The sequence below is a fragment of the Paenisporosarcina sp. P4_D4 genome (genome assembly GCF_056401835.1).
Genome location: NZ_JBFUIO010000041.1, coordinates 1 through 23069 on the forward strand (window position 1 = coordinate 1; position 23069 = coordinate 23069).

At 38.7% G+C, this 23069-nt stretch carries 28 protein-coding genes; 12 read left to right on the forward strand and 16 right to left on the reverse strand.

Going from position 1 to position 23069, the window contains the following annotated elements; translation table 11 throughout:
• From AC1DSL_RS10620 to liaF, 4 genes are all read right to left on the reverse strand, one after another.
• The coding region (locus AC1DSL_RS10620; protein WP_477532143.1) for an SRPBCC family protein at positions 1–358 on the reverse strand (358 nt) is incomplete at its 3' end.
• 30 nt (positions 359–388) lie between these two features.
• A complete protein-coding gene (locus tag AC1DSL_RS10625) occupies positions 389–1033 on the reverse strand; it encodes a response regulator (RefSeq protein ID WP_016429154.1) in 645 nt (214 codons plus the stop codon).
• Positions 1002–2075 (reverse strand): HAMP domain-containing sensor histidine kinase, encoded by a 1074-nt coding sequence (locus AC1DSL_RS10630; RefSeq protein WP_477532144.1) that lies wholly within the window; start codon positions 2073–2075, stop codon positions 1002–1004. The genes AC1DSL_RS10625 and AC1DSL_RS10630 overlap by 32 nt, the downstream gene beginning before the upstream one ends.
• 15 nt (positions 2076–2090) lie before the next feature.
• A complete protein-coding gene (gene liaF, locus AC1DSL_RS10635; protein WP_477532145.1) occupies positions 2091–2819 on the reverse strand; it encodes a cell wall-active antibiotics response protein LiaF in 729 nt (242 codons plus the stop codon).
• A 209-nt stretch (positions 2820–3028) separates the two neighbouring features.
• Here liaF and AC1DSL_RS10640 point away from each other — a divergent pair, with 209 nt between their 5' ends.
• The 3 genes from AC1DSL_RS10640 (at position 3029) to AC1DSL_RS10650 (ending at position 5479) form a co-directional block, all read left to right on the forward strand.
• The gene (locus AC1DSL_RS10640; RefSeq protein ID WP_477532146.1) at positions 3029–4201 is read left to right on the forward strand and encodes a M20 family metallopeptidase; all 1173 of its coding nucleotides are present in this window, start codon (positions 3029–3031) and stop codon (positions 4199–4201) included.
• 252 nt (positions 4202–4453) lie between these two features.
• The gene (locus tag AC1DSL_RS10645) at positions 4454–4846 is read left to right on the forward strand and encodes a hypothetical protein (protein ID WP_016429158.1); all 393 of its coding nucleotides are present in this window, start codon (positions 4454–4456) and stop codon (positions 4844–4846) included.
• Positions 4847–4870: 24 nt separating this feature from the next.
• Entirely contained in the window at positions 4871–5479 is a 609-nt protein-coding gene (locus AC1DSL_RS10650; RefSeq protein WP_477532147.1) for a DUF3298 and DUF4163 domain-containing protein, read from the forward strand.
• Positions 5480–5562: 83 nt separating this feature from the next.
• Here the strand turns inward: AC1DSL_RS10650 and AC1DSL_RS10655 are convergent, their stop codons facing one another.
• Both AC1DSL_RS10655 and AC1DSL_RS10660 read right to left on the reverse strand, forming a co-directional pair.
• The gene (locus AC1DSL_RS10655) at positions 5563–6753 is read right to left on the reverse strand and encodes an ABC transporter permease (RefSeq protein WP_477532148.1); all 1191 of its coding nucleotides are present in this window, start codon (positions 6751–6753) and stop codon (positions 5563–5565) included.
• Positions 6746–7486 (reverse strand): ABC transporter ATP-binding protein, encoded by a 741-nt coding sequence (locus tag AC1DSL_RS10660; protein WP_016429161.1) that lies wholly within the window; start codon positions 7484–7486, stop codon positions 6746–6748. The genes AC1DSL_RS10655 and AC1DSL_RS10660 overlap by 8 nt, the downstream gene beginning before the upstream one ends.
• Positions 7487–7600: 114 nt before the next feature.
• Between AC1DSL_RS10660 and AC1DSL_RS10665 the strand changes: the two genes are divergently transcribed.
• The 6 genes from AC1DSL_RS10665 (at position 7601) to AC1DSL_RS10690 (ending at position 11090) form a co-directional block, all read left to right on the forward strand.
• Positions 7601–8026 carry an HIT family protein gene (locus tag AC1DSL_RS10665; protein WP_477532149.1) on the forward strand — a complete coding sequence of 142 codons (426 nt, stop codon included), beginning with the start codon at positions 7601–7603 and terminating at the stop codon, positions 8024–8026.
• Between the two features lie 117 nt (positions 8027–8143).
• The gene (locus tag AC1DSL_RS10670; protein ID WP_477532150.1) at positions 8144–8668 is read left to right on the forward strand and encodes a tryptophan transporter; all 525 of its coding nucleotides are present in this window, start codon (positions 8144–8146) and stop codon (positions 8666–8668) included.
• A gap of 387 nt (positions 8669–9055) precedes the next feature.
• Positions 9056–9439 (forward strand): YtxH domain-containing protein, encoded by a 384-nt coding sequence (locus tag AC1DSL_RS10675; RefSeq protein ID WP_016429164.1) that lies wholly within the window; start codon positions 9056–9058, stop codon positions 9437–9439.
• 166 nt (positions 9440–9605) lie between these two features.
• Entirely contained in the window at positions 9606–10172 is a 567-nt protein-coding gene (locus AC1DSL_RS10680; protein ID WP_016429165.1) for an HTH-type transcriptional regulator Hpr, read from the forward strand.
• A gap of 118 nt (positions 10173–10290) precedes the next feature.
• Complete coding sequence (locus AC1DSL_RS10685; protein ID WP_477532151.1) at positions 10291–10836, forward strand: DUF3267 domain-containing protein; 546 nt, start codon at positions 10291–10293, stop codon at positions 10834–10836.
• A 68-nt stretch (positions 10837–10904) separates the two neighbouring features.
• Positions 10905–11090, forward strand: a complete 186-nt coding sequence (locus AC1DSL_RS10690; protein ID WP_016429167.1) for a hypothetical protein — start codon at positions 10905–10907, stop codon at positions 11088–11090.
• A 213-nt stretch (positions 11091–11303) separates the two neighbouring features.
• Here AC1DSL_RS10690 and AC1DSL_RS10695 read toward each other — a convergent pair whose 3' ends face one another.
• Positions 11304–11405: a YjcZ family sporulation protein gene (locus tag AC1DSL_RS10695; RefSeq protein ID WP_231391157.1), complete on the reverse strand. Its 102-nt coding sequence runs from the start codon at positions 11403–11405 to the stop codon at positions 11304–11306.
• 130 nt (positions 11406–11535) lie between these two features.
• Here AC1DSL_RS10695 and AC1DSL_RS10700 point away from each other — a divergent pair, with 130 nt between their 5' ends.
• Positions 11536–12432, forward strand: a complete 897-nt coding sequence (locus tag AC1DSL_RS10700) for a peptidylprolyl isomerase (RefSeq protein ID WP_477532152.1) — start codon at positions 11536–11538, stop codon at positions 12430–12432.
• A 143-nt stretch (positions 12433–12575) separates the two neighbouring features.
• On the opposite strand, the gene yhaM is transcribed toward AC1DSL_RS10700, so the two are convergent.
• The 7 genes from yhaM to AC1DSL_RS10735 all read right to left on the reverse strand — a co-directional run bounded on the left by yhaM (position 12576) and on the right by AC1DSL_RS10735 (position 20492).
• Entirely contained in the window at positions 12576–13520 is a 945-nt protein-coding gene (gene yhaM, locus AC1DSL_RS10705) for a 3'-5' exoribonuclease YhaM (protein ID WP_477532153.1), read from the reverse strand.
• Positions 13517–16411, reverse strand: coding sequence for an ATP-binding protein (locus AC1DSL_RS10710; RefSeq protein ID WP_477532154.1), 2895 nt, complete (start codon positions 16409–16411; stop codon positions 13517–13519). The genes yhaM and AC1DSL_RS10710 overlap by 4 nt, the downstream gene beginning before the upstream one ends.
• 9 nt (positions 16412–16420) lie before the next feature.
• Entirely contained in the window at positions 16421–17641 is a 1221-nt protein-coding gene (locus tag AC1DSL_RS10715; RefSeq protein WP_477532155.1) for a metallophosphoesterase family protein, read from the reverse strand.
• A 165-nt stretch (positions 17642–17806) separates the two neighbouring features.
• Positions 17807–19075 (reverse strand): ABC transporter permease, encoded by a 1269-nt coding sequence (locus tag AC1DSL_RS10720; protein WP_477532156.1) that lies wholly within the window; start codon positions 19073–19075, stop codon positions 17807–17809.
• A complete protein-coding gene (locus AC1DSL_RS10725; protein ID WP_342543066.1) occupies positions 19068–19967 on the reverse strand; it encodes an ABC transporter ATP-binding protein in 900 nt (299 codons plus the stop codon). Before AC1DSL_RS10725 ends, AC1DSL_RS10720 begins: the two co-directional genes overlap by 8 nt.
• A gap of 11 nt (positions 19968–19978) precedes the next feature.
• On the reverse strand, positions 19979–20290 hold the full coding sequence (locus AC1DSL_RS10730) for a DUF2178 domain-containing protein (protein ID WP_477532157.1): 312 nt from the start codon (positions 20288–20290) through the stop codon (positions 19979–19981).
• Positions 20283–20492, reverse strand: a complete 210-nt coding sequence (locus AC1DSL_RS10735; RefSeq protein WP_016429175.1) for a helix-turn-helix transcriptional regulator — start codon at positions 20490–20492, stop codon at positions 20283–20285. Before AC1DSL_RS10735 ends, AC1DSL_RS10730 begins: the two co-directional genes overlap by 8 nt.
• 146 nt (positions 20493–20638) lie before the next feature.
• Here AC1DSL_RS10735 and AC1DSL_RS10740 point away from each other — a divergent pair, with 146 nt between their 5' ends.
• Positions 20639–20824, forward strand: coding sequence for a YhzD family protein (locus AC1DSL_RS10740; RefSeq protein WP_477532158.1), 186 nt, complete (start codon positions 20639–20641; stop codon positions 20822–20824).
• 41 nt (positions 20825–20865) lie between these two features.
• Here the strand turns inward: AC1DSL_RS10740 and AC1DSL_RS10745 are convergent, their stop codons facing one another.
• Complete coding sequence (locus tag AC1DSL_RS10745) at positions 20866–21648, reverse strand: enoyl-CoA hydratase (RefSeq protein WP_477532159.1); 783 nt, start codon at positions 21646–21648, stop codon at positions 20866–20868.
• A gap of 230 nt (positions 21649–21878) precedes the next feature.
• Here AC1DSL_RS10745 and AC1DSL_RS10750 point away from each other — a divergent pair, with 230 nt between their 5' ends.
• Positions 21879–22541: a CPBP family intramembrane glutamic endopeptidase gene (locus AC1DSL_RS10750; RefSeq protein WP_477532160.1), complete on the forward strand. Its 663-nt coding sequence runs from the start codon at positions 21879–21881 to the stop codon at positions 22539–22541.
• Positions 22542–22662: 121 nt separating this feature from the next.
• Here AC1DSL_RS10750 and AC1DSL_RS10755 read toward each other — a convergent pair.
• A partial coding sequence (locus tag AC1DSL_RS10755) for a MepB family protein (RefSeq protein ID WP_477532161.1) occupies positions 22663–23069 on the reverse strand: 407 nt, incomplete at its 5' end.

Consider the following 23069-nt stretch of genomic DNA (forward strand, 5'->3'; position numbering starts at 1 on the left):
CAATGATGCCGAATGGTGCATGATAGACAAATGTATCTTTCATCATTGTTCCGTAATGGATTTCCGTAAATTCGTGCGTATGTGTAAATGATTGAAAAGCTCCTTTAACTTGAACATCTATAAAAAAATTGGGTCTAACCATCTCTATAATTTTGGCAGTTAACCTCTGTTTCACTCCAAAATGAGTGGCTTCCCAAGTGACACAATCACCTTTTTCCAATAATCCTGTTATTATGCCATCAACTGCCCTTTCATTTGTTTGAGAGGTAGTTTGCATATGCGCTTCAACGCTTCTGGCAAGATTGAAACACACTTCAATCGGTGCTTTTATGTAAGTAATGTGTATGATAACAGGCATCATTCGACACTCCTCAATGTGAAAGTCAGTTTATTCTTTCCCGTGCAAGATCCCATTACGATTGGCATAAACAGCCGCTTGAGTGCGGTCGGCACATTCAAGCTTCCCTAAAATATTGCTCACGTGAGTCTTCACCGTTTTGATGCCAATGAATAACTTTTCCCCAATTTCCTGGTTACTAAGCCCGTCCCCTAGGCACTTTAATACATCCAATTCCCGCTCCGTTAAATCATCGTGAAGAAACCGCTCTTTAGGACGCAGCTTTTTCATCATCAAGTCAGTCACTTTAGGGGCAATCGTCGCCTGCCCTTTAATGGCATCATGAATCGCCTCAGAAATTTTATGGGCCGGCAATGTTTTCAATAAATAGCTGAAAGCCCCTGCTTCTAGCGCTGGAAATACTTGTTCTTCATCATAATAGCTCGTTAATATCATGATTTTACATGTTGGATGAAAAGTCAGGATTTCTTTTGTGGCTTCGATTCCATTGCCATCTTCCATTAACAAGTCCATCAGCATCACATCGGGCAGATGTTTTTTAGCTAAGGCGATTCCTTCTTTACCACTTCTCGCTTCTCCAACAACTTCGATTCCAGGTTCTGTCATAAAATAAGATACCAATCCCAGTCGGACCATTTCATGATCATCCGTTATGCCAATTCGAATCGGTTTCATCACGCATACCTCCTTTTAAAGGTTGGCAAGGAATCTGGAAAAGCCACTCCGTTCCTTCCCCTTCTTTTGAGTGCAAACGGGCAGTTCCGCCTATTTCTTCACAGCGTTCTCGTATCGTCATCAATCCATATGATGTTTGCTTCTTCTTTGCCGAATCAAACCCTCTGCCGTCGTCTCTGATGGTCAATACAAATTGTGAACTACTGAGCTCAGCTAAAATTTTCACATATGTAGCTTCTGCATGACGAAGACAATTGGCAAGCACTTCCTGCACAATTCTGTACACATGCTCTTCACTTCCTTGAGACAAGCAGGACTCTTCTGGGAATTGAAGGTCGAATGTAACATCAGTCCTCGTCTCCAACTCTTCGAGTAACTCTGAAAGTGCCACAAAGAGGGTTTTATTTTGTAAATCCATTGGTCTTAAATGAAGCAATAGAGCTCGCATTTCATTGAGGGTTTTAACGGATAGAACAGATATTTGCTGAATAATGGATACAGCTCTTTCAGGATTTTGTAGAACTGTTCTCTCTGCAGAAGAGGACAGCATCGATAAGGCAAACAATTGCTGACTGACAGCATCATGCAATTCACGTGCAATTTTTTGACGTTCTTCCGTCATTGCAGCTTGTTCAGCTTGTTTGATCATCATGACATTCTGATCCACTAGACGTTGTAAAGTTCTTAATTGGACATTCATTTGTTCTGCCAACTCATTAAAACCTTCTTCAAGCAACCCAAGCTCGTCATTTCCTTGAACTGGAAGGCGGGTACGGTATTTGCCGTTTTGCAACATGCCAAAACCGGCCAGTAGATCGCGGTGGCGACTTGATAAATGATTGTCCCTTCGATATCCCCGGATCATTTCGTACGTAGCGATTACTATAAAAACGATGATGGGCACTACAATAGAACCTTTTATAGTAATAAATGTGTACGGAATGAAATAAACATATAGTTGAAGAATAGCGAATAGGAAAATGGAGACATCACGTGCAAGCCGCCAGCCTTGTTTAATGGATTCAACATGAAATGACTTCATTCCTACTCTTCCTTCCTAGACACCATGAATTTTAACATCGACAACATTGTACTTAATGAATATTCGCAGACGTTTTTCTGAAGTTTCAAAGTTTGGTGTTTCATAAACGAGGTCTGCACCAAGTCCTTTATCCAGTTGGTCGAATAATTCAACTTCACCTACATTCGCTTTAATCGTAATATGAGCACCGATATGTTCAGGGATTAACATATGGATGTCTCCTACAAAACCAGTTAATTGAATCGGAGTCTCGCCAGGCGGAATAATTGCCTTTGAAAAGTCAAAAAAATATTCAGCCACATTTTTTGTTAATTGTAGAGGCCCTAATTCCCAATCAGGACTGTGAAAAGACTTCTTTTCACTATTTTTTGATGTATTAATTGTAATGATTTTCTTCTTTTTCTCTTGTAAAGGCCGTTTGAATAGTTGATGTACACCGAAAGCAACAAATAAAATCGGCCATAATTTCAAGCAGTCTCTATATGCAAATTCAAAATAATCCAGAATTCCCAATGTAATGAGAATTCCGTACAAAACGGCAAACATTCCCCAAACTAAGGAAATACCTTGGCGATCTTTTTTGATATAACTATCCAGAGTAATCAATCCAAGCACAATAAGGATTCCCGGAATAATAAAAGTTTTCCAGGGGGTCTCTCGTAAGTTAAATACACCTAAATTCAAACTAAGTAAAATCGCACCCATCCCAATAAAAAAAAACGTGGACAATAATGGCCTTTTCATGTTTTTACCACCAATCTAAAATTTCTTATACCCTTTATTCTAACTAAATCGTATGCGAATACTTCTCTCGCTAGTGGGATGTGTTCTCCGCCTTAAGACGGAATTTGCTTTGTTTGGTGAATTTATTAAACTTCAATTGTTCTGATGTTCCCTCAATGATATAATAACAAACATTCAAACTATTTCGACAGTCGAAAGGAGATTTTTTTGTGAAGAATCAATTATTTGAAAAACTAGATGCGGCATTTGAGGAAATGCTAGTCATCCGCAGATATTTACATATGCATCCTGAAGTTTCATTTCAAGAGACAAATACAGCAAAATACATTCAAGATTACTATGCAGATTTAGGTATTGAGTTCACAGCAAATGTTGGCGGAAATGGTGTAGTTGCACGAGTCAAAGGTGCTTTGCCAGGTAAAACTGTTGCCCTGCGTGCGGACTTCGATGCATTGCCAATTCAGGACGAGAAAGATGTATCGTATAAATCGACGGTTCCTGGCGTTATGCATGCTTGCGGTCACGATGGTCATACCGCTACTTTATTAGTTCTTGGAAAAACATTGCATCAAATGCGCGAACAACTTACCGGAGAATACGTACTCATTCATCAACATGCAGAAGAGTATGCGCCTGGTGGAGCGAAGCCAATGATTGAGGCAGGCTGTTTAGAGGGTGTCGATGCCATTTTTGGTACACATTTGTGGTCACTGACTCCTGCAGGAACGATTGAATACAGAGTCGGACCGGTCATGGCCGCAGCTGACCGATTCGAAATTACAATTCAAGGTCGCGGAGGACACGGAGCCAGCCCCCACCAAACAAAAGATTCAGTCGTAATCGGTGCTCAACTAGTTACTAACCTGCAACAAATCGTCTCTCGTCGAGTGAGTCCAGTGGAATCGGCCGTATTATCTGTGGGTTCTTTTGTAGCCGAGAATGCATTCAATGTCATTGCGGATTCAGCGAAGTTAATTGGAACAGTCCGTACATTCAATCCTGAAGTCCGTGATCTTATTGAAAAAGAAATGGAACGTGTCATTCAAGGAACATGCCATTCGAATGATTGCACATACGAATTTTTATATGAGCGTGGTTACAATGCCGTCGTTAACCATGTTGCTGAAACTCAATTTTTGAAAGAACTGGCTGAACATGTGCCTGGTGTCAGTGAAGTGCGTGAAACGGAACAACATATGGGCGGTGAAGATTTTGGTTACTATTTGGAAAAAGTACCAGGTACATTCTTCTTTACCGGGGCGCAACCACAAGGAGAAATGTTCCCACATCATCATCCCAAATTTGATTTTGATGAAAGTGCCATGTTGATTGCGGCAAAAACATTAGGTGCAGCAGTCGTAGATTATCAAAACGTAAAATAAATGAGAATTCGACATCAGTATGATGGTGTCGGGTTCTTTTTTTAATGGCTCTGTTAACTTTCACGGTTGATTTAATAAAAAAGAAGGAGTCTGTGCCCTTTCTGCGGATGAAAACAGGTAAGCCTCCTCATCAAGCTACTTCTTATAAGAAGTAGCTTTTATTAATTTTCGGTTCGTGCTTTCATGCCAAACTTCGAATAATTAAAAGGATTAGGCATATGATTTTAAAACCATGTCTAATTGGAGGTTGCGATGAGAAGGTCAAAAAAAGGAGTAATGTTGCTAGGTTTCTTATTTATCAGTCTGGTAGTCGTGATTATAATTCTATCGTCTTTGACTAGCGAATCGGATCAGGACCTTTATTTGCGAGATGTGAAAGAAGTTGAAGCCGTCACCAGTAAATTGACCGAGACGAACTTTCAGCAACAACTTATTACATCATTAAAAAATGAAGGATATAAACCTACTGGAAGCATTGCGTACACGATTTTCAGTATGGATAAAAAGGAATTAACGATCATTTTGCATGGAATCGATACGAGTCAAAGAAAAGCGGAAAACTACATACAGGATCTTACCAACAAACTTTCCACTTCGATGGGTCTTGGAACTTTTGAGGTAACGGTTATAGAGGATAAAGATTAGACATGTTTTAGAAAGGATGAACGAATGGATTTACCTGTTACGATAGCTCACAAAGTTCTTCAAAAACAAACACCTAAAGTTAACGTATACTATCCTTTTGTAATTGGTCTCGCCAATCGACAAGCGGAAATGAAAATCAATTCCGTCATTGTTTCAACAATGAATAACACGATGGTCGAACTTGGATTTCATGAGTCATTTCTACAGGAAATGATCGGACAATTTGAAATCAAGACAAACGAACGAAATATATTAAGTCTGACATTAACCGTTTATGGGTTTACCGGTGGCGCTCACGGCAATACCATAGTCAAAGCACTGTCGTTTGATGTAACTACAGGAAGACAGTATGAATTAAAAGATTTATTTAAACCAGATAGTGATTACGTCACAGTTTTATCGAAAATCATTGGACAGAAAATCAAAGATTGGGATATTCAATTGCTTGAACCATTCACAAAAATCAGGCCAGATCAAGATTTCTACTTTGCTGACCATTCACTGGTCATTTACTTCCAGCAATACGAAATCACCGCTTACGTCTGGGGCTTCCCATACTTCCCTATTCCGATTCTCGACATTCAAAATATCATTCAGCCAGATGGTCCACTCGAAAAATTACTGCCCTTCTGAAAAAAGTAATTTCTATTACCAATTGTATTAGAAAAAGGTCTCATCCCCCCCATGTAATGGGCTATGAGACCTTTTTAAATTCCCTATTTACTCATCCTTAAAGTAATCTCACTAACTACAACGACAATTAGAGGCAAAGCATATAAAATTCCTTGCTCTACGCCAGTAAGAAGCACAGCAATCAGTACGATTATTGCTTGCAAAACTTGTACAACTCTTACTAATTTCAACACCGCTTTCTTCCGTGCACTTTCAACCAAGGGATAAAGCATATCCATTCTGAATTCACTAGATGACGATAGGGCTTGTTTGATTTGAATAGCAGAAGCAAATGCCAAAGCTCCTACAAAAATCATTACAACAACAGGAATGCCAATAAATGCCGCACCTATAGCCGAAAGTGCAGTTAAGCGAAGCCATAAGTAGAAAGTATCATCTGTACGAACAAAAGTACGAAACACTAAGTAATTTTGTGCGTTTCCCTCTTGGAATGGAATCAATCGATACATGACATCCATCCAGGGACGACGGTGAATGCTTCCCCGTACATGAGGAACATCCGTGAAATAATTAGCAAATCTATAAAAACGCAACATACGATTTTGTTCCATTTTCACAAAGTGCTCATACGGGAATGGTTGTCCCTTAACCTGCTTAATCCAAAGACTATAAAAACCAATTGGGAAAATCAATAGCACCAAATAAAAAGGAACCAGTGTGAAAGTGGCTATGATTGTAGATATAGAAATTAAGGCACGTATAGAACGATCTCCCCAGATTCTCTTGCCTGAATTAGCCCACTGGAAGGCAAACTCAATTTGGCCATTCCAAAATTTCAACAATACAATGGTGATAAGAACCATACCAATCGTCATTGGTTTGACTTGTCCTACTTGTGTAAGTAAAGGAATGGCAACAACTAAAGGCAGTAAGACTAGAAATATCTGAGACCAAAATGACCAAGCTAACGCTTTCTTCATATATGACATTAACTTTGATTCCAAAGGCAATAAATATACCTGGTCAGGTTCACGAATCAATGTGGTAGGCGGACTATATGCCAATAATAGTCCGATTACAATGGATACTAGCCATGTCCCCGGAAAATCAGTTGGTGCAGACTTCAACCATTCACTATATTGATAACCACCCGCACCAAGGACAAACACAAAGACAATTGCTAGATGTCCTGTAAACACAAATTTCATGTATTTCTGTAGTTCATTTATATAATGAAAAAACCGTATTCGCCATACATCATGCAGGTTATTCATGGTCTTGCTCCTTCGTCATTGCGATGTACAAATCATCAAGAGTAGCAAGTGGCATATTGAACGCTGCCCGTAAATCATTCATCGTCCCTTGCGCACGAATGCGGCCGTTGTGCAATAACAAAATACGATCGCAGTAGCGTTCAGCTGTCGATAAAATATGCGTAGACATGAGAACAGATGCGCCAGTTTGTTTTTTTTCATTCATTTGATCCAGTAAAGATTGAATGCCCAGTGGATCGAGTCCAACGAAAGGCTCATCGATAATATATAATGAAGGATTTACTAAAAAGGCACACATAATCATGACTTTTTGTCGCATTCCTTTTGAAAAATGTGATGGAAACCAATTTAACCGTTTTTCCATGCGGAATTCTTTCAACAATACTTCTGAACGCGCTGCCAAAGTTGCTTCATCTAACCCATAGGCCATCGCAGTTAGTTCCAAATGTTCTTTTAATGTTAGTTCGTCATACAAAACGGGAGTTTCCGGGATATATGAAAACGATGAACGATAGACATCCATATTTTCCTTCATTGTCACTTCGTTTAATCGAATTTCTCCATCTTTTGGATTCATCAACCCAATTATGTGCTTAATGGTTGTACTTTTCCCTGCCCCGTTCAATCCTATTAAGCCCACTAATTCACCGGGGGCAATGGAAAAGGATAAATCATGAATGACTGGTTTCCGTGTATAGCCACCTGTTACTGCGTTTACTTCTAATACGTTCATCAGATGCACCCCTTTTATTCTTTATCTTATCAAAAAATTTGCTGTATGGCTTTTCACTTGTCACTTCTTTGTATGATAAACTTATGACCATATCTTGAAAGGACGTGACCCAAAATGAGTGAGTGTTTATTTTGCAAAATTGTAGACGGTTCAATTCCTAGTACAAAAGTATATGAAGACGAGCATGTGTTAGCCTTTATGGATATTATGCCACTGACAAAAGGGCATACGCTATTAATTCCCAAAAAACACCATGAAAATGTTTATGACATGTCATCAGAAGAAGCTGGACAATTATTTTCTGTTGCGCCAAAAATCGCTGAATCAATCAAAGCTTCTTTTCAGCCAGCCGGCTTGAATTTGCTGAATAATAATGGTGCGCCTGCAGGGCAAAGCATTTTCCACTTCCATCTTCATTTCATACCTAGATATGATCAAACTGATGGATTTAAGGCAACTTGGCAAACAAAAGAAAAGCAATATACCAATGAAATGTTCGCTGAGTATGCAGAACTGATTAAGTCAAACATACTCAAGTAAACTTGCATTTCACTGCCAAACCTTGTAATATCTTAAGTAAGTTTCTCGCTGTCGATCACAGGATACGCTAGGAGATTCCTAAATATGAGTTTAGAATAGTTGAGGAGAGATGAGCAAATGAATACAAAAAATTTAGTGTTAATGGCCCTGTTAGTCGGTGTAGGAGCTGCGTTGTACTTAATCATTCCAGGTTTCGGCGGTGGAATGAAACCTGACTTCATGTTAACGATGATGTTTATTGGGATTTTATTGTTTCCAAAAGCGTCACATGTATTTTTACTCGCACTGACAACTGGTGTTATTTCTGGATTATTTTCGACTTTTCCAGCTGGTTTTTTACCAAACGTGATTGATAAGTTTATTACAGCATTTGTCTTTTTTGCAGTCGTTGTGGCACTTAAACATTTCACACAAAAACTTTCAGTTGCAGTCGCACTTGCAGCATTGGGTACACTTCTGTCAGGCATCATTTTCCTATCCGTTGCCATTTTTGTACTCGGAGTAAATGTTCCTTTTGGCGGTCTTGTAGTTGGGGTTGTTTTACCAACTGTAGCGTTGAATGCCATCGCATTCTTCTTTATTTTCCCGATTGTAACGCAATTGTTGAAGCGTTCAAAATTCGATACTGCTTTTTCAAACTAAATAATCTATGGTCTGCCAATCATGGCAGGCCTTTTTTTATCCTCTAGCAACCAACAGAACGGTCTTTCTAGGCACTTTTCGCATTTCATGTTGTCTAGCTACAAGCGCCAGCCCACACCTAAGCTTAGGCCCACAGGATGTGGGTCATGAAGGCTTTGCGACACGATGTCGCGACCTTTGCCTTCAAACCTTAAAACTCATTCGAAAACGAGTTTTCGATTCGTTTGCTCCTGCGGTTACTCGTCGCAAAGGAGACCTTTCTTCCAGCGCCGGTGTTGGGCTTTCTAGGCACTTTTCGCATTTCTTGTTGTTTTGGCTTGTCCGACATGTTTTAATTAATTGAAATGAAGGAATAGTATACATATATATGAAGGGAGTGCCTCTATAATGAAAGCTTCTACATTTTTTGTTGGTCTGGTTTCAGGTCTTGTGGCAGGATCAGCAGTGGTCTTATTCTCTACTCCTCAATCCGGTAGCGAATTACGTTCGAATGTCAAAATGGCATCATCTGATTGGAAAGAGAAATTATCTGACGTTAAGTTTCAAATAAGCGATTTAAAACAATCGATAGCTGGTTTAACTAATACTGCAAAGACTGATGTACCGCAAACGATTAATGAATTGAAACAATCTGTACAACAATGGCAGTCAGAAACTGCACCTATTCAGGAAAGTCTTCAAAATGAAATTGCTTCAATTCAGTTGGCAATGGAGGAACTTGAAAAATCAATCACCAAGCATCAAAAAGATGCTTCACCAGCCAATTCATAATTAGCATAATGCCCTGCAAAAAATTTGCAGGGCATTTTTTATTTGAATCAATTTCTCGCCAACAAAAAACCATTTAAATCATAATATTTACAACATTCTAACTATGCAGACCTTTACTTTATTGCTATAATGATAGAAATTGATTTTTATGGAAGCAGGTGACGATATGTCTGAACAATTGTATACCATGAAAGAAGCTATGCTCTACAGCCAGCGAATTGCCCAGTTGTCGAAAGCGCTTTGGAAAGCGGTCGAAAAGGATTGGCAACAATGGATAAAACCTTATGACTTGAATATTAATGAGCATCATATTTTATGGATTTCATATCATTTAAAAGGGGCTTCCATTTCAGATGTTGCAAAGTTTGGTGTAATGCATGTGTCTACTGCATTCAACTTTTCAAAAAAATTGGAAGAACGTGGGCTTTTGTCTTTTTCAAAACGAGAAGATGACAAGCGGAATACGTATATCGAGCTTACTGAACAAGGTGAAGAATTATTAATTAAAATGATTGAGCATTATCACGATTCTCAGCACGCTGTTATTGAAGGTTCAATGCCTCTTAAAGATTTATACGGGCGTTTCCCCGAATTCATGGAAGTCATGGCAGTTATCCGAAATATTTATGGAGATGACTTTATGGAAATCTTCGAACATTCATTTAAAAACATTGATCAATCCTTTGATGAAAAGATTGGTAACATTAAACCGGCCGTTACAAACAAGAGTTAATATAGCAACGTTTGAAAACGCTATCTAATTTGTAATAAATATTGGCTTGCTTTTTCTATCAAAACATCGTAATGTATGTATCTGCAAGTACATTATTTTACAATAGGAGATGCATACAGTGCACTGCTGGAAAACCATCAATGTAAAAAAACAATACGGATTTGATCGTATTTTCATGTTATCGTCATTACTCGTCGTTGCCGTATTTTCACTTTTTTATGTGTTGCTCGAAATTTTACACGACAATCGCCTTTCGGATGATCGATTCGCTGTTTTTTTACTGAGTTTCTTGTTATTGTATCCGGTTCATAAGAGTCTTCACTTTTTACCATTGATTCGATATCGGAATCGCATACACTTCTCAGTAAAAAAACAATTCAGCTTTATGCCTATATTATCGATTCGCATAAAAGAGCCTGTACCTAAAGCACTTTTCTTGTTTGCTTTACTTGCTCCGTTTTTCATTATTAACAGCCTGCTGATTACTGGTGCATTCATGATGCCCGAATTTGGTCATTATTTTACGATGTTGCTAGCTTATCATTGTGGTCTCTGTCTGATTGATTTGTTATATATTAAAAATCTTGCCCGTTCACCCAAAAAAGCTTTAATTGAAGAAACGGAAACGGGATATGAAATTCTTGTTCCTCCAGCTACCTTTTAAACGGATTGCTGTTCTTTTTTTCTTGATTTTGATATGCTTGTGAAGATTGGCAGAGGGGAGGAATAAACTTGATTATCGCAGTTGTAGTACTATTCTCGATTGTGTATTTATTCCAGATTAATCGCATGACTTATGCATTATGTGCGCAACGAGAAATTCCTGAAGAGAAACAAAATAAGATTTTCCGAACCATTAATGTATTGGTGACGATTTTACTTGTTTCCTTTTATGTAGAAATATTATTGACCGCATAAAAAAGTCCATTCGCCTGACTCCAGGCAAATGGACTTTTTCTTTTTGAAAAGCAAAGAATACTTTTTAAAGAAACCCACAAATTAAGAGAGCCTCTCTGTTCAGCTTCAGCGTAAGTTCGGACAGTCGTTTCACTACTTCATCCGAAAATATTCTTTTCCGATAGTTTATGCAACGCCAATGTCGGTCTATCTCAGCCGTTACTGATTTTTAAATTAGCACAAAAATGCTGCACCTACGATGATCAAAAGAATAAATAATACAACGATTAAAGCAAAGCTGGATTGATGCTGGAACCCACCACTCACTTCGCACACCCCCTTCCTCTTTGTTATCGTATGCTCTTGTGTTCAACAAGCGTAGGCATATGAGGGAACCATTTTTGTTTTTCCGTCGTCTATGGTATAGTAACAACGGCAATAAGAAGATAGTTAGGAGAGATTTCCCATGAAAAAAACCGTATTAACATTGACATTAGCAGCATCTGTATTAGCTTTATCAGCTTGTAATGGCGACTCAGCGTCAGACGACAAACCAATTGTCACGTCTAAAGCTGGAGATATTACGAAAAACGAACTTTATGAAGAAATGAAAGAATCCGTTGGTAAACAAGCACTTCAAGTTTTAATCATTGAAAAAGTATTAGCTTCAGAATATGAAGTTTCAGACAAAGAAGTAAAAGCTCAATTTGACAAAGAGAAAAAAGAAATGGGCGAAAGCTTTGATCAATATCTTGCACAACAAGGTCAAACAGAAGAGAGCTATAAAAAATACATTCGTTTGAACTTATTGCAAGAAAAAGCTTTAACTGAAGACGTTAAAGTTACCGACAAAGAAGTAAAAGCTCAATACGAAAACATGAAAACAGAATTAAATGCACGTCATGTATTAGTAGCAGACGAAGCAACTGCGAAGGAAGTTAAAGCGAAGCTTGATGGTGGCGCTGATTTCGCTACTGTAGCAAAAGAATATTCAACTGAGCAAGCAGCACAGCAATCAGGTGGCGAACTTGGCTGGTTTACTCCAGATAAAATGGTAAAAGAATTCTCTGATGCAGCATTGGCATTGGAAATTAACAAAATCAGTGAGCCAGTAAAAACTAAATTTGGCTATCATATTATCCAAGTAACGGACAAGCGTGAAGCTAAGGTTGGTTCATTTGAAGATGAAAAAGCAGAAATAACTAAAACCTTAAAATTGCAAAAAGCTGATCAAAGCACTTTGCTACCTAAAGTATCGAAGTTAATGAAAGAAGCAGATATCAAGATTAACGATGAAGACTTAAAAGGTGCAATCGATCAAATGTTAAATCCAGAGCCAGCAGAACCTGAAGCTGCTGAATAATAATGTGTACAGGAAAGGCGCTTCCCATTTGAGGAAGCGCCTTTTTGTTATGTGCTATGTTAACTTTCACGGTTGTTAACTGAGCCTTCTTGTTATTTATCATTGTTAATCTTTGCATAACTAACTACCTAATACACGTTTTCTTATTCAAACGTTGGTTTATAAAATGAACGATTGTCGAGTGGGAATAGACGCTCGGAAAACTCTCCAGGGTTCGTTTTCTTTAATGCTCGATCCAGCATATTCATCTTCGCATCGATATTATCAATATAGTGAAGAATTTCTGCCTCACGCAGCATTGGTTTTTTAGGACTGCCCCACTCTTCTTTCCCGTGATGCGACAAAACCATGTGCTGGAGAAGCATGACTTCTTCCCCTTCAATTTGTAACTCCTCTGCCGCTTTTGAAATCTCATTGACCATGATTGTAATATGGCCTAACAAATTCCCTTCGATGGTATAAGAAGTTGCGATTGGCCCTGATAACTCGGTAACTTTTCCTACATCATGCAAAATAATGCCTGCATAGAGTAAATCTTTATTCAATGAAGGATACAAATCACATAATGATTTACCAAGCTTTAACATCGATACGACGTGGTCAATTAAACCAGAGACATAATCGTGATGATTTTTCGTTGCAGCAGGATAAGTCATGATGGACGCTTGATGTTTTTTCAACAAGTGACGCGTTATTCGCTGAATCTGTGGATTCTTCATTTCAAAGAAGAATTGCATTAACTCCTCAAACAATACTTCTTTCGCTTTTTCAGCAGATGGCACAAGGTCACTTAATGAAATTCCTTCATCATCTTTTACAACTCGAATGCTTTTGATTCGCAATTGGTTTTTCCCACGGTAATGTTGTATCTCTCCACCTACACGAACAATTGCTTCCGCATGATACAACGCTTCATGCTCTTCATTTGTATCCCAGAGCTTCGCTTCGATATCTCCACTTTTGTCCTGAAGAATAAGGGTCATAAAAGGGTTTCCGGTCGTTGTGAATGCCTTTATAGATTGCTTGATTAATAGATTATGATCGACAGTTTCGCCCACTGCTAAGTTTGAAATACCTTTACCTTTCATACCGGCGATACACTCCTTTCCTTTTGCAACAATGCAACATCTATGATGTGTGCATCAGTCCATATTGCCGTCATCTCTTCATGACAAGTGAAATACAAGAATTGATGATGGTTTTCTAAATCTGACATTAATTGTACCATTTGTTTCACACGGAAACGATCGAAATGGACAAATGGATCATCCATTACGAATGGGAAAGGCACGGATCCAACCAATGATTCCGCCAAAGCGAATCGCATGGCAATATACGCTTGTTCTTTCGTAGCTTGACTCAATTCCGCAATTCGATAACGCATGCCTTGTGAATGGACCGCTTCGAAAATTCCCTCATCATTAACTTCAAGTGACTCATATCGTCCATTTGTTAAGTGCGTAAAGAACTGCTGTGCTTTTTCAAGAACAAATGGGAGTCTATTTTCTTTTAAATTGTGCATCGTTTGCCTGATGGCTTCCGATACAACTTTGTTGATGGACCATTTATGTGCAAGTTCTGCGAGTTCAGTTTTCTTTTGTTCAAATTGTTGTAGCATATACCCATAATTTTCATCACTAAGCATTGAGCTAGTTTGCTGTCTCAGTAATGCTTTTTCCTCCAATAAGTCTTGGCGGGATTTGGTAAGATTATTTGCTTGTTCCTTTAATTGAGTCAACTGGGCTTCTTGTTCCTCATGATTTACAGTAGACATTGCGATTTCACCAATTGATTTGAGTTGCGCTTGAATCGACTGGTATTCCTGTTGAAGGGTTTGTTTCAGACGGTATGCTACGTCGGCTTCATAAAATCCACGTTCAGAATCGACTTGCGCTTCACTCCACAACTTTTGTACGTCTTCAGACAAGGCATCAAACAACTTCTCTTTTTCTGATAGCTGAGCTTCCCATTCTTTCATTTTTACTTGATACATTTCATGCTCTTTTCGATTTGTTTTTGCATTGTTGCAGATCTCACGCAACCGATGATAAGCATGCTCTTTTGAAAGTGCCTCTCCCGTTGCTTCGGACATTTTTTTAAGTCGTTTTTGAATTTTTTCTTCAAGAGATTGAACATCCGTCAATTTTTGTGAAATTGATTGTTGCTGTTCCTGAATATGACGAATGCGTTTAAACAGTTCTGGGAACAATTTCGGATGCAATAGCTCTGTAAATCCATGAAGCTGAAGAAAATCCGATAATGTCTCTTTCGCTTCCTCACATTTTGCCTCTTGAATACCGATACTTTGCTCTACCTTCACCGTCAACCGATGTTGATCTTGAAGTTTTTCTTTGAGCTGATCCATTCGTTCATTATACAATCTTACCCGATTGGCCAAATGCTCCGTACTGGACAATTCCTGTTCTAGTGCTGCAATTTGCGATGAATAATCATCGGGTTTCCTGTCAGATGTACCTTGGTTCATCTTGTTCAATAACACAAAAATAAGTCCGGCTAACACAATTCCACCAATCGCGATCGTCCAGTTTCCTGAAAGAATAGCCCCTAGAATGGAGGCTATACAAATCATGATGGTGATAATTTGGGGAATGTTTGTCGTCACTGCTGCCGGCTGTGTCTCCAGTTGCTGGCGGGCTTTCAACTCGGCCACTTGTCTTATCAGTTTTTGCACATTTCCGCTTTGTTGTTGCTCCATTTCAGTAGGTGCAGACGCACGAAGCTGTTGCATTCTACTTTCAATTTCTTCTCTTTCGATTTTTGTTCGTTCCCAGCTTTGTCGTTCAAATCGAATAGCCTCTTCGGCTTGTTGCAATCGATGCATTACTTGTTGAAAGTGCTCTTCTTTTTGAAGGGATACATCCATAGCTATCACTTGAGAAAAATGGGACTTGTCTTTGACCCCCAACATTCGCGCTTGCTGTTGTATGTCGGCTTTCGCTTGTTCAAGGTCACTCGTTAGCTGTTGCTTTCTAAGCAGCCAATGATGCCATTCAGACTCCTTAGCCAATAACTCTTCTTTTTCCCGTGTTTGTTCATACGACCATAATTCATTCAATTGCTCTAGTTGTTGTTGAATAGCAGATTGTAGCTGTTCCACTTGAATTTTGGCTTCGTGCATGCGATCTTTAGCTTTCTCGTACCGTCGAATTCCTTCTATAGGAAAATTTGCTTGTTGGTTGATAGCAAGTTCTGATTGAAGGTGTTTCTGTTTTTCCAGTAATGGTTTAGCTTGAAGGAGTTTAGCAAATTGCTCATTTTGTTGTTTGACATGCAGCTCAACATGATTCAAGTTTTCAAGTTCTCCATCAATTTCAGCAATGCGTAAAATGGCTGGTTCGTATTGATCGATTTCCGCTCGTGCTTCTTTGAGCTTCTGGTCCAACATGCGGATTTCTTCTATTTTCATATTCATTTCTGGATTTCTGCCAGATTTTTTAAATAAGCCACTCATTTCTTTTGTCGCCCGTTGCTCCAGCTTCGTCAGCGTGTCTACGCCCGTTGTTCCTGAGGAAAGAAGAGTACGACTTAGCTCTACTTCGGTCATCTTGTCAAAGTTTTGCAATTGATGAATAGAAAAAGAAAAAATCGATTCAAAGGAGTTTCGATCATATCGATAAAGTACTTTTTTTAACGTTTCTTCATCGCCTCGCGTACCATCTTCGAAAAAGACTGTTACATCTCCGGCAGATTTACCTTTGACTCGTTCAATCACCACGTGACCGAACTCAGAATGATTGATATGAACTTGTCCACCGTGTCGACCGCCACCTTTTGGTTCATATCTCATATTGGATTGATTGCGGAGCGGGAACCCGAACATCACCGCCAAAATGAATTGTTGAATGGTCGTTTTTCCCACTTCATTGTTTCCGAAGAATACATTGATTCCATCTTTCAGATTGATCGTTACATTTTCATGTTGTCCGAATCCATAAATCACCAGTTTCTGAATACGCATGTAAGGTCTTCACTCCTTTCCTACAAGTTCTTTTTGGATAAAAGTTCGAGCCTCTGAGTGAATCGTCTCATAGTCATTGTCATTCAGTCTTTCAATATATCGACTCAACCTTGGGTGTTGATAGACATCACTAATAATTTCTTTCCATTGTTGTGTATCCCACGTGTCCATGACGGAAATCACCTGTTCAGTCATTCCGCTTGATTCCATTTCAAATGCATCTATAGCATCAAATGTAATAGCATGTACCCAAATATGAGGCTCTTTCATCTCTTGTGTCTCCCGTACCATTGACAGCCACTCTTCAAGTGGAGTACCTTCTAGCATTGTTAACGTATTGGCATCAACATCCGTTAGATTAATCTCAAGAACGCCAGCACCATGAACATTGCGGAAATTTTCAATTGCCGAATCGATTGTTTCAAACCATTCGTTAGCATGAACAATTCCCTTACACGAACAATTTATTTGGTCGTAAATAATTGACGAAGTCGGTATGAAATTAAATAGCGCGTTGCCTTTTTCAAGGAAGACATCATAAAATCCTTTTGGACCTTTTTCGTTCCGGTGACGGCTCTGGATGTTTCCTGGGTATACAATGGGTGGCTCCGAATGGAGAACTTGTCGCTTGTGTATATGACCAAGCGCCCAGTAGTCATAATTTTTATTGATAAGTTCTTCTTTAGTAAATGGTGCATAAACGGCGTGTGTCGTATCCCCTGCCAAGCTGCCATGGAGCATACCAATGTAAAATGCATCCGTCTGGAATGCATCTTCGTACATTGTCGTCATGGACTCTTTCACATGGCGTTCCGGATAACTGAAACCACTTATGTATACATCATGATGTCGAATTTGAACATTCACTTTTTCTACTTTATCCCGAAATACATGGACATTTTCCGGAAGTCGAAAGCGTGTCCATTTGCCTCCAAGATGATCATGATTTCCGTAGCAAAGAAATACAGGAATTTGATGACGGTTGAGCACTTCCATCCCTTCCTGAAACTTATGTTGTGCACGTAAACTACGATCTTCTCCATCATAGATGTCCCCGACAATTAAAATGAAATCCGGTTTTTCTTGAACGGCCGTTTCAATCAGTGTTTGAAAAGCTTTAAACGTACTGTCACGGAGAGTCTTAAACTGATGTTCTGGCATCGATGTAACACCTTTAAATGGACTATCAAGGTGTAAATCAGCCACGTGGAAAAAGCGAATGGATGTCATAATGTCCCTCCTTCAAAAAACGAATATTTGTTCTCATTTTATCATTCTCACGTAAAAAATGCTACTTGCCAGAAAGGCAGATTCCAGTTCTGGTGAACAAAGAAATATCTTTTGCAAAAGAAAAAAGCGGGACATTTTATGCCCCACTTTTACTAGTGATTCTATTTATTTTCTTCCTAAATCCAATGCCTTCTTAATGTCTTTCAACGATTGTGAGGCACCGTACATCAATACCCCCCCACGATATACCCGTGAGCCGAACCAGCCCAAAATGAAAATAGTGACTAATAATATTCCAATACCCAATAGTGGTTCCCAAATAGGCAAATCAAGCATCCCAACACGAAGGAACATAACCAGCGGTGTAAAGAATGGGAAGTATGATGCAAACTGAACATATGATGCCTCCGGATTTCCAAGACCCGAAAAAGCAATGAATGACGCAATAATTATTAAAAAAGTCATAGGCAACAATAGCTGTTGCACATCTTCAGTTCGACTCACGAGTGAGCCAAGCAACGCTGCAAGAGTTGCGTACAGGAAATAGCCGAGAAGGAAGAATATAACAGCGAAAATCATCGTACTGATGCTGACATTTGAAAAACCAAAAAAGGAAAATACACCGGACGTCAAATCAGACGAACTTGTTTTCAAGGCGGTAAAACCAGCCACTCCGAATATCGCAATCTGCAACAAGCCTAACGTGCCCACACCTGCAATTTTCGCAAACATGTGTTTAACGGGAGAAACACTCGAAATAATGATTTCCATAACCCTTGAAGATTTTTCAGTTGCAACTTCCATTGCAATCATATTTGAATAGTAGAACACGGCAAAATAAATGACAAAAATCAATACATATACCAATCCGCGCGCCTGACTCAATTCTTCTTCTGATTTAGATGAGGCACTTACCGCATCCTGTTCGAATTGAATTGGTGAAAATAATTGTCCGACTTCTTCTGGTGACAGTTCCAAAGAAGTTGCTTTAATATTTGTCTGCACGGTTTGAAGTGCTTCACGAACCTGCATCGGTTGCTCAAAATCAGTAGCATTTTTAGATATATAAGTCGCTTGGATAGTATCTGATTCATCTAACTTCAACACTAAGAAACTAGCAATCTTTTCATCTGTAATTTGCTGCTCCAGGTCCTCCACTGATTTGCTGGTAGCTTTTAAAGTGATATCACTTTCCGAAGCCATTAATTGCTGCTGAAGTTGACTGAGCAATTTTCCATCTTCTTCAACAACGTAAATTGTATCTTTCTCCGCTCCCCCATCAAATACACCTGCATCTTGAATTTTGGTAATTATGGTCGCAATGTTGGCCATCAGGAAAATCCCGGCAATCACAATGAGTGTCGTAATCACAAAAGATTTCGTTTTAGCTTTCGTCCAAAATGATTGTTTAAATATTGTCCAGAAATTACGCATGTTCTTTTCCCACCTTTTCAATAAAGATGTCCTGAAGGGATGGTTCTTCAATTGCAAAATATCGAATATCACCTTTCGTTAAGGCCATTCGCAATAATTCATGTGCAGTTTGTTCTTCCGAAATTTGAAATAGTCCACCTTCGATGGAAGGCTTGAATGAATTCACACCTTCCATGTCACTTAAAAAGGAAAGATCGAAATCCGCTTTCAATCGAACGTTTTGACGTCCAAATCCTCTTTTCACTTCACGTAGAGATCCTCTGACAATTGCTTCCCCGTGATGCATGATGCAAAGCTGTTCACACAGTTCTTCTACATGGTCCATACGATGACTGGAAAAGACAATTGTTGCGCCTTCTTTTTGAATGTCCAATATCGCTTTTTTCAAAATTTCTACATTGACCGGATCCAGCCCACTGAATGGCTCATCTAAAATGATTAACGAAGGCTTGTGTATTACAGAGGCAATCACTTGTATTTTTTGTTGATTTCCTTTCGAGAGTTCTTCCACTTTCTTATTTGCATAGTGAGGCACTTCAAATCGCTCAAGCCATTGATGTGCTGCAATTTTGGCATCGTTCTTTTTCATGCCGCGGAGCTGACCTAAATAAACCAGCTGATCTTCCACTTTCATTTTTGGATAGAGTCCACGTTCTTCAGGCAAATACCCGATATGTGTACTGTTTTCATAACTGATTGGTTGGCCATTCCAAGTAATGGCCCCTTCTGTTGGATCCAATAATCCAAGAATCATGCGGAAAGTAGTCGTTTTGCCAGCGCCATTCGCACCTAGAAAACCAAACATGCTCCCTTGTTTAACAGACATGGATAAATCTTTGACTGCAGTGAAATCCCCAAATTTCTTCGTTACATGTTCTATCTGTAATGTCATGTGAACACCCCTTAGAATTTTTTCTCGACAACTATACTACTAATCAAATACGCAATCATATGCGCAACATATACAAACGTTAAGATAAAAAATGAAAAACCTGCTCCTTCCACAATTATTGAGGCCATCCAGGCACCTACGATACAGAAAGTTGATATGCTCCAGGCAATCGACCGTGCACGGGTATGCATTTGATGGTAACGTTCATCAAATCTTCGTTTCTTTTTGCCAATTTTATAATTGAAGTAAAGTACGATGGCAACTGTCAAAAAACCGAAAAAGAATCCAGACAATCCAGCTAAATTATCAACATTGTCAAACACCTTTTTCATCCTCCTCATAAACGAATAAGTCTTCAATCGTGCAACTAAATAATCGTGCTAATTTAAATGCCAAATTGATGGACGGATTGTATCTTCCTTTTTCTAACGAAATAATGGTTTGTCTTGATACATCTAACTTTTCGGAAAGATCATCTTGCGTCATATTTAATTCCATACGCTTCTCTTTCACGAAATTCTTCAACCATCATCCCTCCTTTACGTAAAGTTAACTTTACGTAAAGCTTACTTTACTTATCCAAAATATGTCAAGTGTAATTCACAAACTATTTTTTCTTTTTAAAAACTTGTATAATGAAGTTATATTCATTTCAAAGGGGTTTGATATTTTTGAAATCTTATAAATTCACAGCGTTTGAAAAAACAGGGAAATTAATCGTCGAAGAGACTTGGGAGTTTGCCTCTGATGAGGAAGCAAAAGCAAAAGGACAAGATTTAATCGATGAAAAAGACTTTACCGATCAGACACATCGCTTGGTCAATAATTCCGGGAAATTAATTTTATTTCACGTATAAAAAAATCTGCTTGAAGCGAATCTCGCTACAAGCAGATTTTTTTATATACCTTTAAAACTTGGTTTTCGTTTTTCCACAAAGGCTTGTATGCCCTCCAAATGATCCTTCGTCCGACGCATTGCTGATTGAGATGTGCTTTCAAGTGCCAGAACACGCTCCAATTCATGTACATGTTGCGTATGTAATATTTGTTTAGATGCAATCATTGCTTTCAAAGGTGCAGACAAGAATTTTGCTGCCGAAAGTTCCGCATAATCATAAGCCTTTCCTTCAGCCGTCACTTCATCAATTAAGCCAAGGGATAAGGCTTCGTGTCCATTCAACACTTTACCTGACCAAATCAGTTGCTTAGCTTTCGGAATACCCACTCTTTCTTTTAAGAAGAAATGTCCTGCTCCGTCTGGAATCAAGCCAATGCCAATAAAGTTCATAGCAAGTTTACTGTTTTCCTCTGCAATGACAACATCACACCCAAGCACTAAACTAAGCCCCAGTCCTGCTGCTGCCCCATGAACAGAAGCAATCGTAACCATAGGAAGAGTATAAAGTGCCTTCGCCAGACGGGATATATCGCCCATGACTGAGTCAATATCCATTGGACTTTCCGGATCCAACATTGCTTTAATATCACCACCTGCCGAAAAAGCACGTCCTTCTCCTTTGATTAATAACACCTGCACATCTTTCTCTTCGTGCAACCATTCCAGTGCTTCCGCAATTTCTCTCATCATTAAAGCGTTCATTGCATTCATGCTTTGAGGACGGTTCAAAGTCAACGTCGCCAAGCGTCCATTTTTTTCTACACTTACTGTTTCRTATGTCAAAGTAGACACCTCTCTCAGAGTGAATAGTCATTCATAATATTATTATTCGAGAAACTAAGGATAAATCCTTTAATTATTACTAAAAATCTTTATTGTCTGTTGAAATCCATAAGATATATGGGTCAAAATTCCATTTGATGCTATATTTAATTGGCAAGCGAATATTCCAAGGGCTTAATTTCAATACTAAAGTCGAGATGATTTTGTCATTCCATCAATCAGGAGGAAACATGAAAAATGTAATCTACCTTTTCGGTCCTACAATTATGATTTTTTTAGGAATCAATATATTTGAATCGATTCCCATCACATTCGGTTTATTTTATAGCTGGCTTTTTTTTATTCCTTTTGTTTCTTATTTTAGGAACCCAGCACTTAAATCTTCATTTTATCAATCCATCAAAACTGAAAAAACATTGAAATCCATTATGACCGGTCTTATTAGCGGAGTTTTGTGCGCCATTGCAATCTTCGTCTCATTGTCATTAGCAATGGGTCACTTATTTGAAATTGATCATGTTTCGGATATACTCGTTCAGTGGGAATTTAGTGGTCCGATTGTGTGGCTCTATATTTTCATATTAATTTGCATCAATCCATTTTTGGAAGAATGGTACTGGCGTGAATTTATGTACAAGCGATATCTTGATAAATTAGGAACCATGCGAAGTGTCATCATTACTTCATTTTTTTATGCCCTCTATCATTTGTTGGTTCTGATTCCGCTCGTTGACATGCCTTTGAGTGTTATCGCAACCATACCAGTCCTACTTGCAGGTTTGCTTTGGGGCTATTTTAGAAAGATTTTTACATCCATCACCGCTTCAGTGATTAGCCACACACTCGCAGATATCGGTATTATCCTTTTTTATATTGTTTATTTAATGCAATAGGCATTGCGATTCGTTAACAGAGTATTCAATAAATATAGCCCAGTTCCTATCTAGGAACTGGGCTATATTTATATAAGGCGGTTCATTAAATATTGACTATATCTTTGGAATGAAAATCATTTTATCTCTGGAACAGTTTTTTTGCGCGAGTTAAGTCAATTGATTGATCTTCAATAATTTCCATGAAATATTCTAATTGCCATTTTTGAGTTTTAAGCGCTTGTCTACTTGTTGTATTATCCCAGGGTGGATAAACTCTAATGGCTCGTTTACCYTCATGGTTACAGTCTGATATTATTCCTTTTTCCAGTAATACAGATTTCGGAAAAATAAACTGGCCGAAATAATTGTCTTTTCGAGTGCTTACAATAAATAAATCTATATTATCCGAGTTGTGGAATGGTTGAATAGGTCCCTTACCTTCCCTCTTCCATAAAGTAACAAACTGTCCTATCTTGGTTGGAGTTATCTTAGCTACTCGATATTTAATAGATAACCCGCTAATCTCAAAAGTATAAGCGCCATAAT

Coding starts and splice junctions, on each gene's coding strand:
- AC1DSL_RS10625 (WP_016429154.1), bottom strand. CDS start 1,033: ATGAAACCGATTCGAATTGGCATAACGGATGATCATGAAATGGTCCGA.
- AC1DSL_RS10630 (WP_477532144.1), bottom strand. CDS start 2,075: ATGAAGTCATTTCATGTTGAATCCATTAAACAAGGCTGGCGGCTTGCA.
- liaF (WP_477532145.1), bottom strand. CDS start 2,819: ATGAAAAGGCCATTATTGTCCACGTTTTTTTTTATTGGGATGGGTGCG.
- AC1DSL_RS10645 (WP_016429158.1), top strand. CDS start 4,454: ATGAGAAGGTCAAAAAAAGGAGTAATGTTGCTAGGTTTCTTATTTATC.
- AC1DSL_RS10650 (WP_477532147.1), top strand. CDS start 4,871: ATGGATTTACCTGTTACGATAGCTCACAAAGTTCTTCAAAAACAAACA.
- AC1DSL_RS10655 (WP_477532148.1), bottom strand. CDS start 6,753: ATGAATAACCTGCATGATGTATGGCGAATACGGTTTTTTCATTATATA.
- AC1DSL_RS10660 (WP_016429161.1), bottom strand. CDS start 7,486: ATGAACGTATTAGAAGTAAACGCAGTAACAGGTGGCTATACACGGAAA.
- AC1DSL_RS10665 (WP_477532149.1), top strand. CDS start 7,601: ATGAGTGAGTGTTTATTTTGCAAAATTGTAGACGGTTCAATTCCTAGT.
- AC1DSL_RS10670 (WP_477532150.1), top strand. CDS start 8,144: ATGAATACAAAAAATTTAGTGTTAATGGCCCTGTTAGTCGGTGTAGGA.
- AC1DSL_RS10675 (WP_016429164.1), top strand. CDS start 9,056: ATGAAAGCTTCTACATTTTTTGTTGGTCTGGTTTCAGGTCTTGTGGCA.
- AC1DSL_RS10680 (WP_016429165.1), top strand. CDS start 9,606: ATGTCTGAACAATTGTATACCATGAAAGAAGCTATGCTCTACAGCCAG.
- AC1DSL_RS10700 (WP_477532152.1), top strand. CDS start 11,536: ATGAAAAAAACCGTATTAACATTGACATTAGCAGCATCTGTATTAGCT.
- yhaM (WP_477532153.1), bottom strand. CDS start 13,520: ATGAAAGGTAAAGGTATTTCAAACTTAGCAGTGGGCGAAACTGTCGAT.
- AC1DSL_RS10710 (WP_477532154.1), bottom strand. CDS start 16,411: ATGCGTATTCAGAAACTGGTGATTTATGGATTCGGACAACATGAAAAT.
- AC1DSL_RS10715 (WP_477532155.1), bottom strand. CDS start 17,641: ATGACATCCATTCGCTTTTTCCACGTGGCTGATTTACACCTTGATAGT.
- AC1DSL_RS10720 (WP_477532156.1), bottom strand. CDS start 19,075: ATGCGTAATTTCTGGACAATATTTAAACAATCATTTTGGACGAAAGCT.
- AC1DSL_RS10725 (WP_342543066.1), bottom strand. CDS start 19,967: ATGACATTACAGATAGAACATGTAACGAAGAAATTTGGGGATTTCACT.
- AC1DSL_RS10750 (WP_477532160.1), top strand. CDS start 21,879: ATGAAAAATGTAATCTACCTTTTCGGTCCTACAATTATGATTTTTTTA.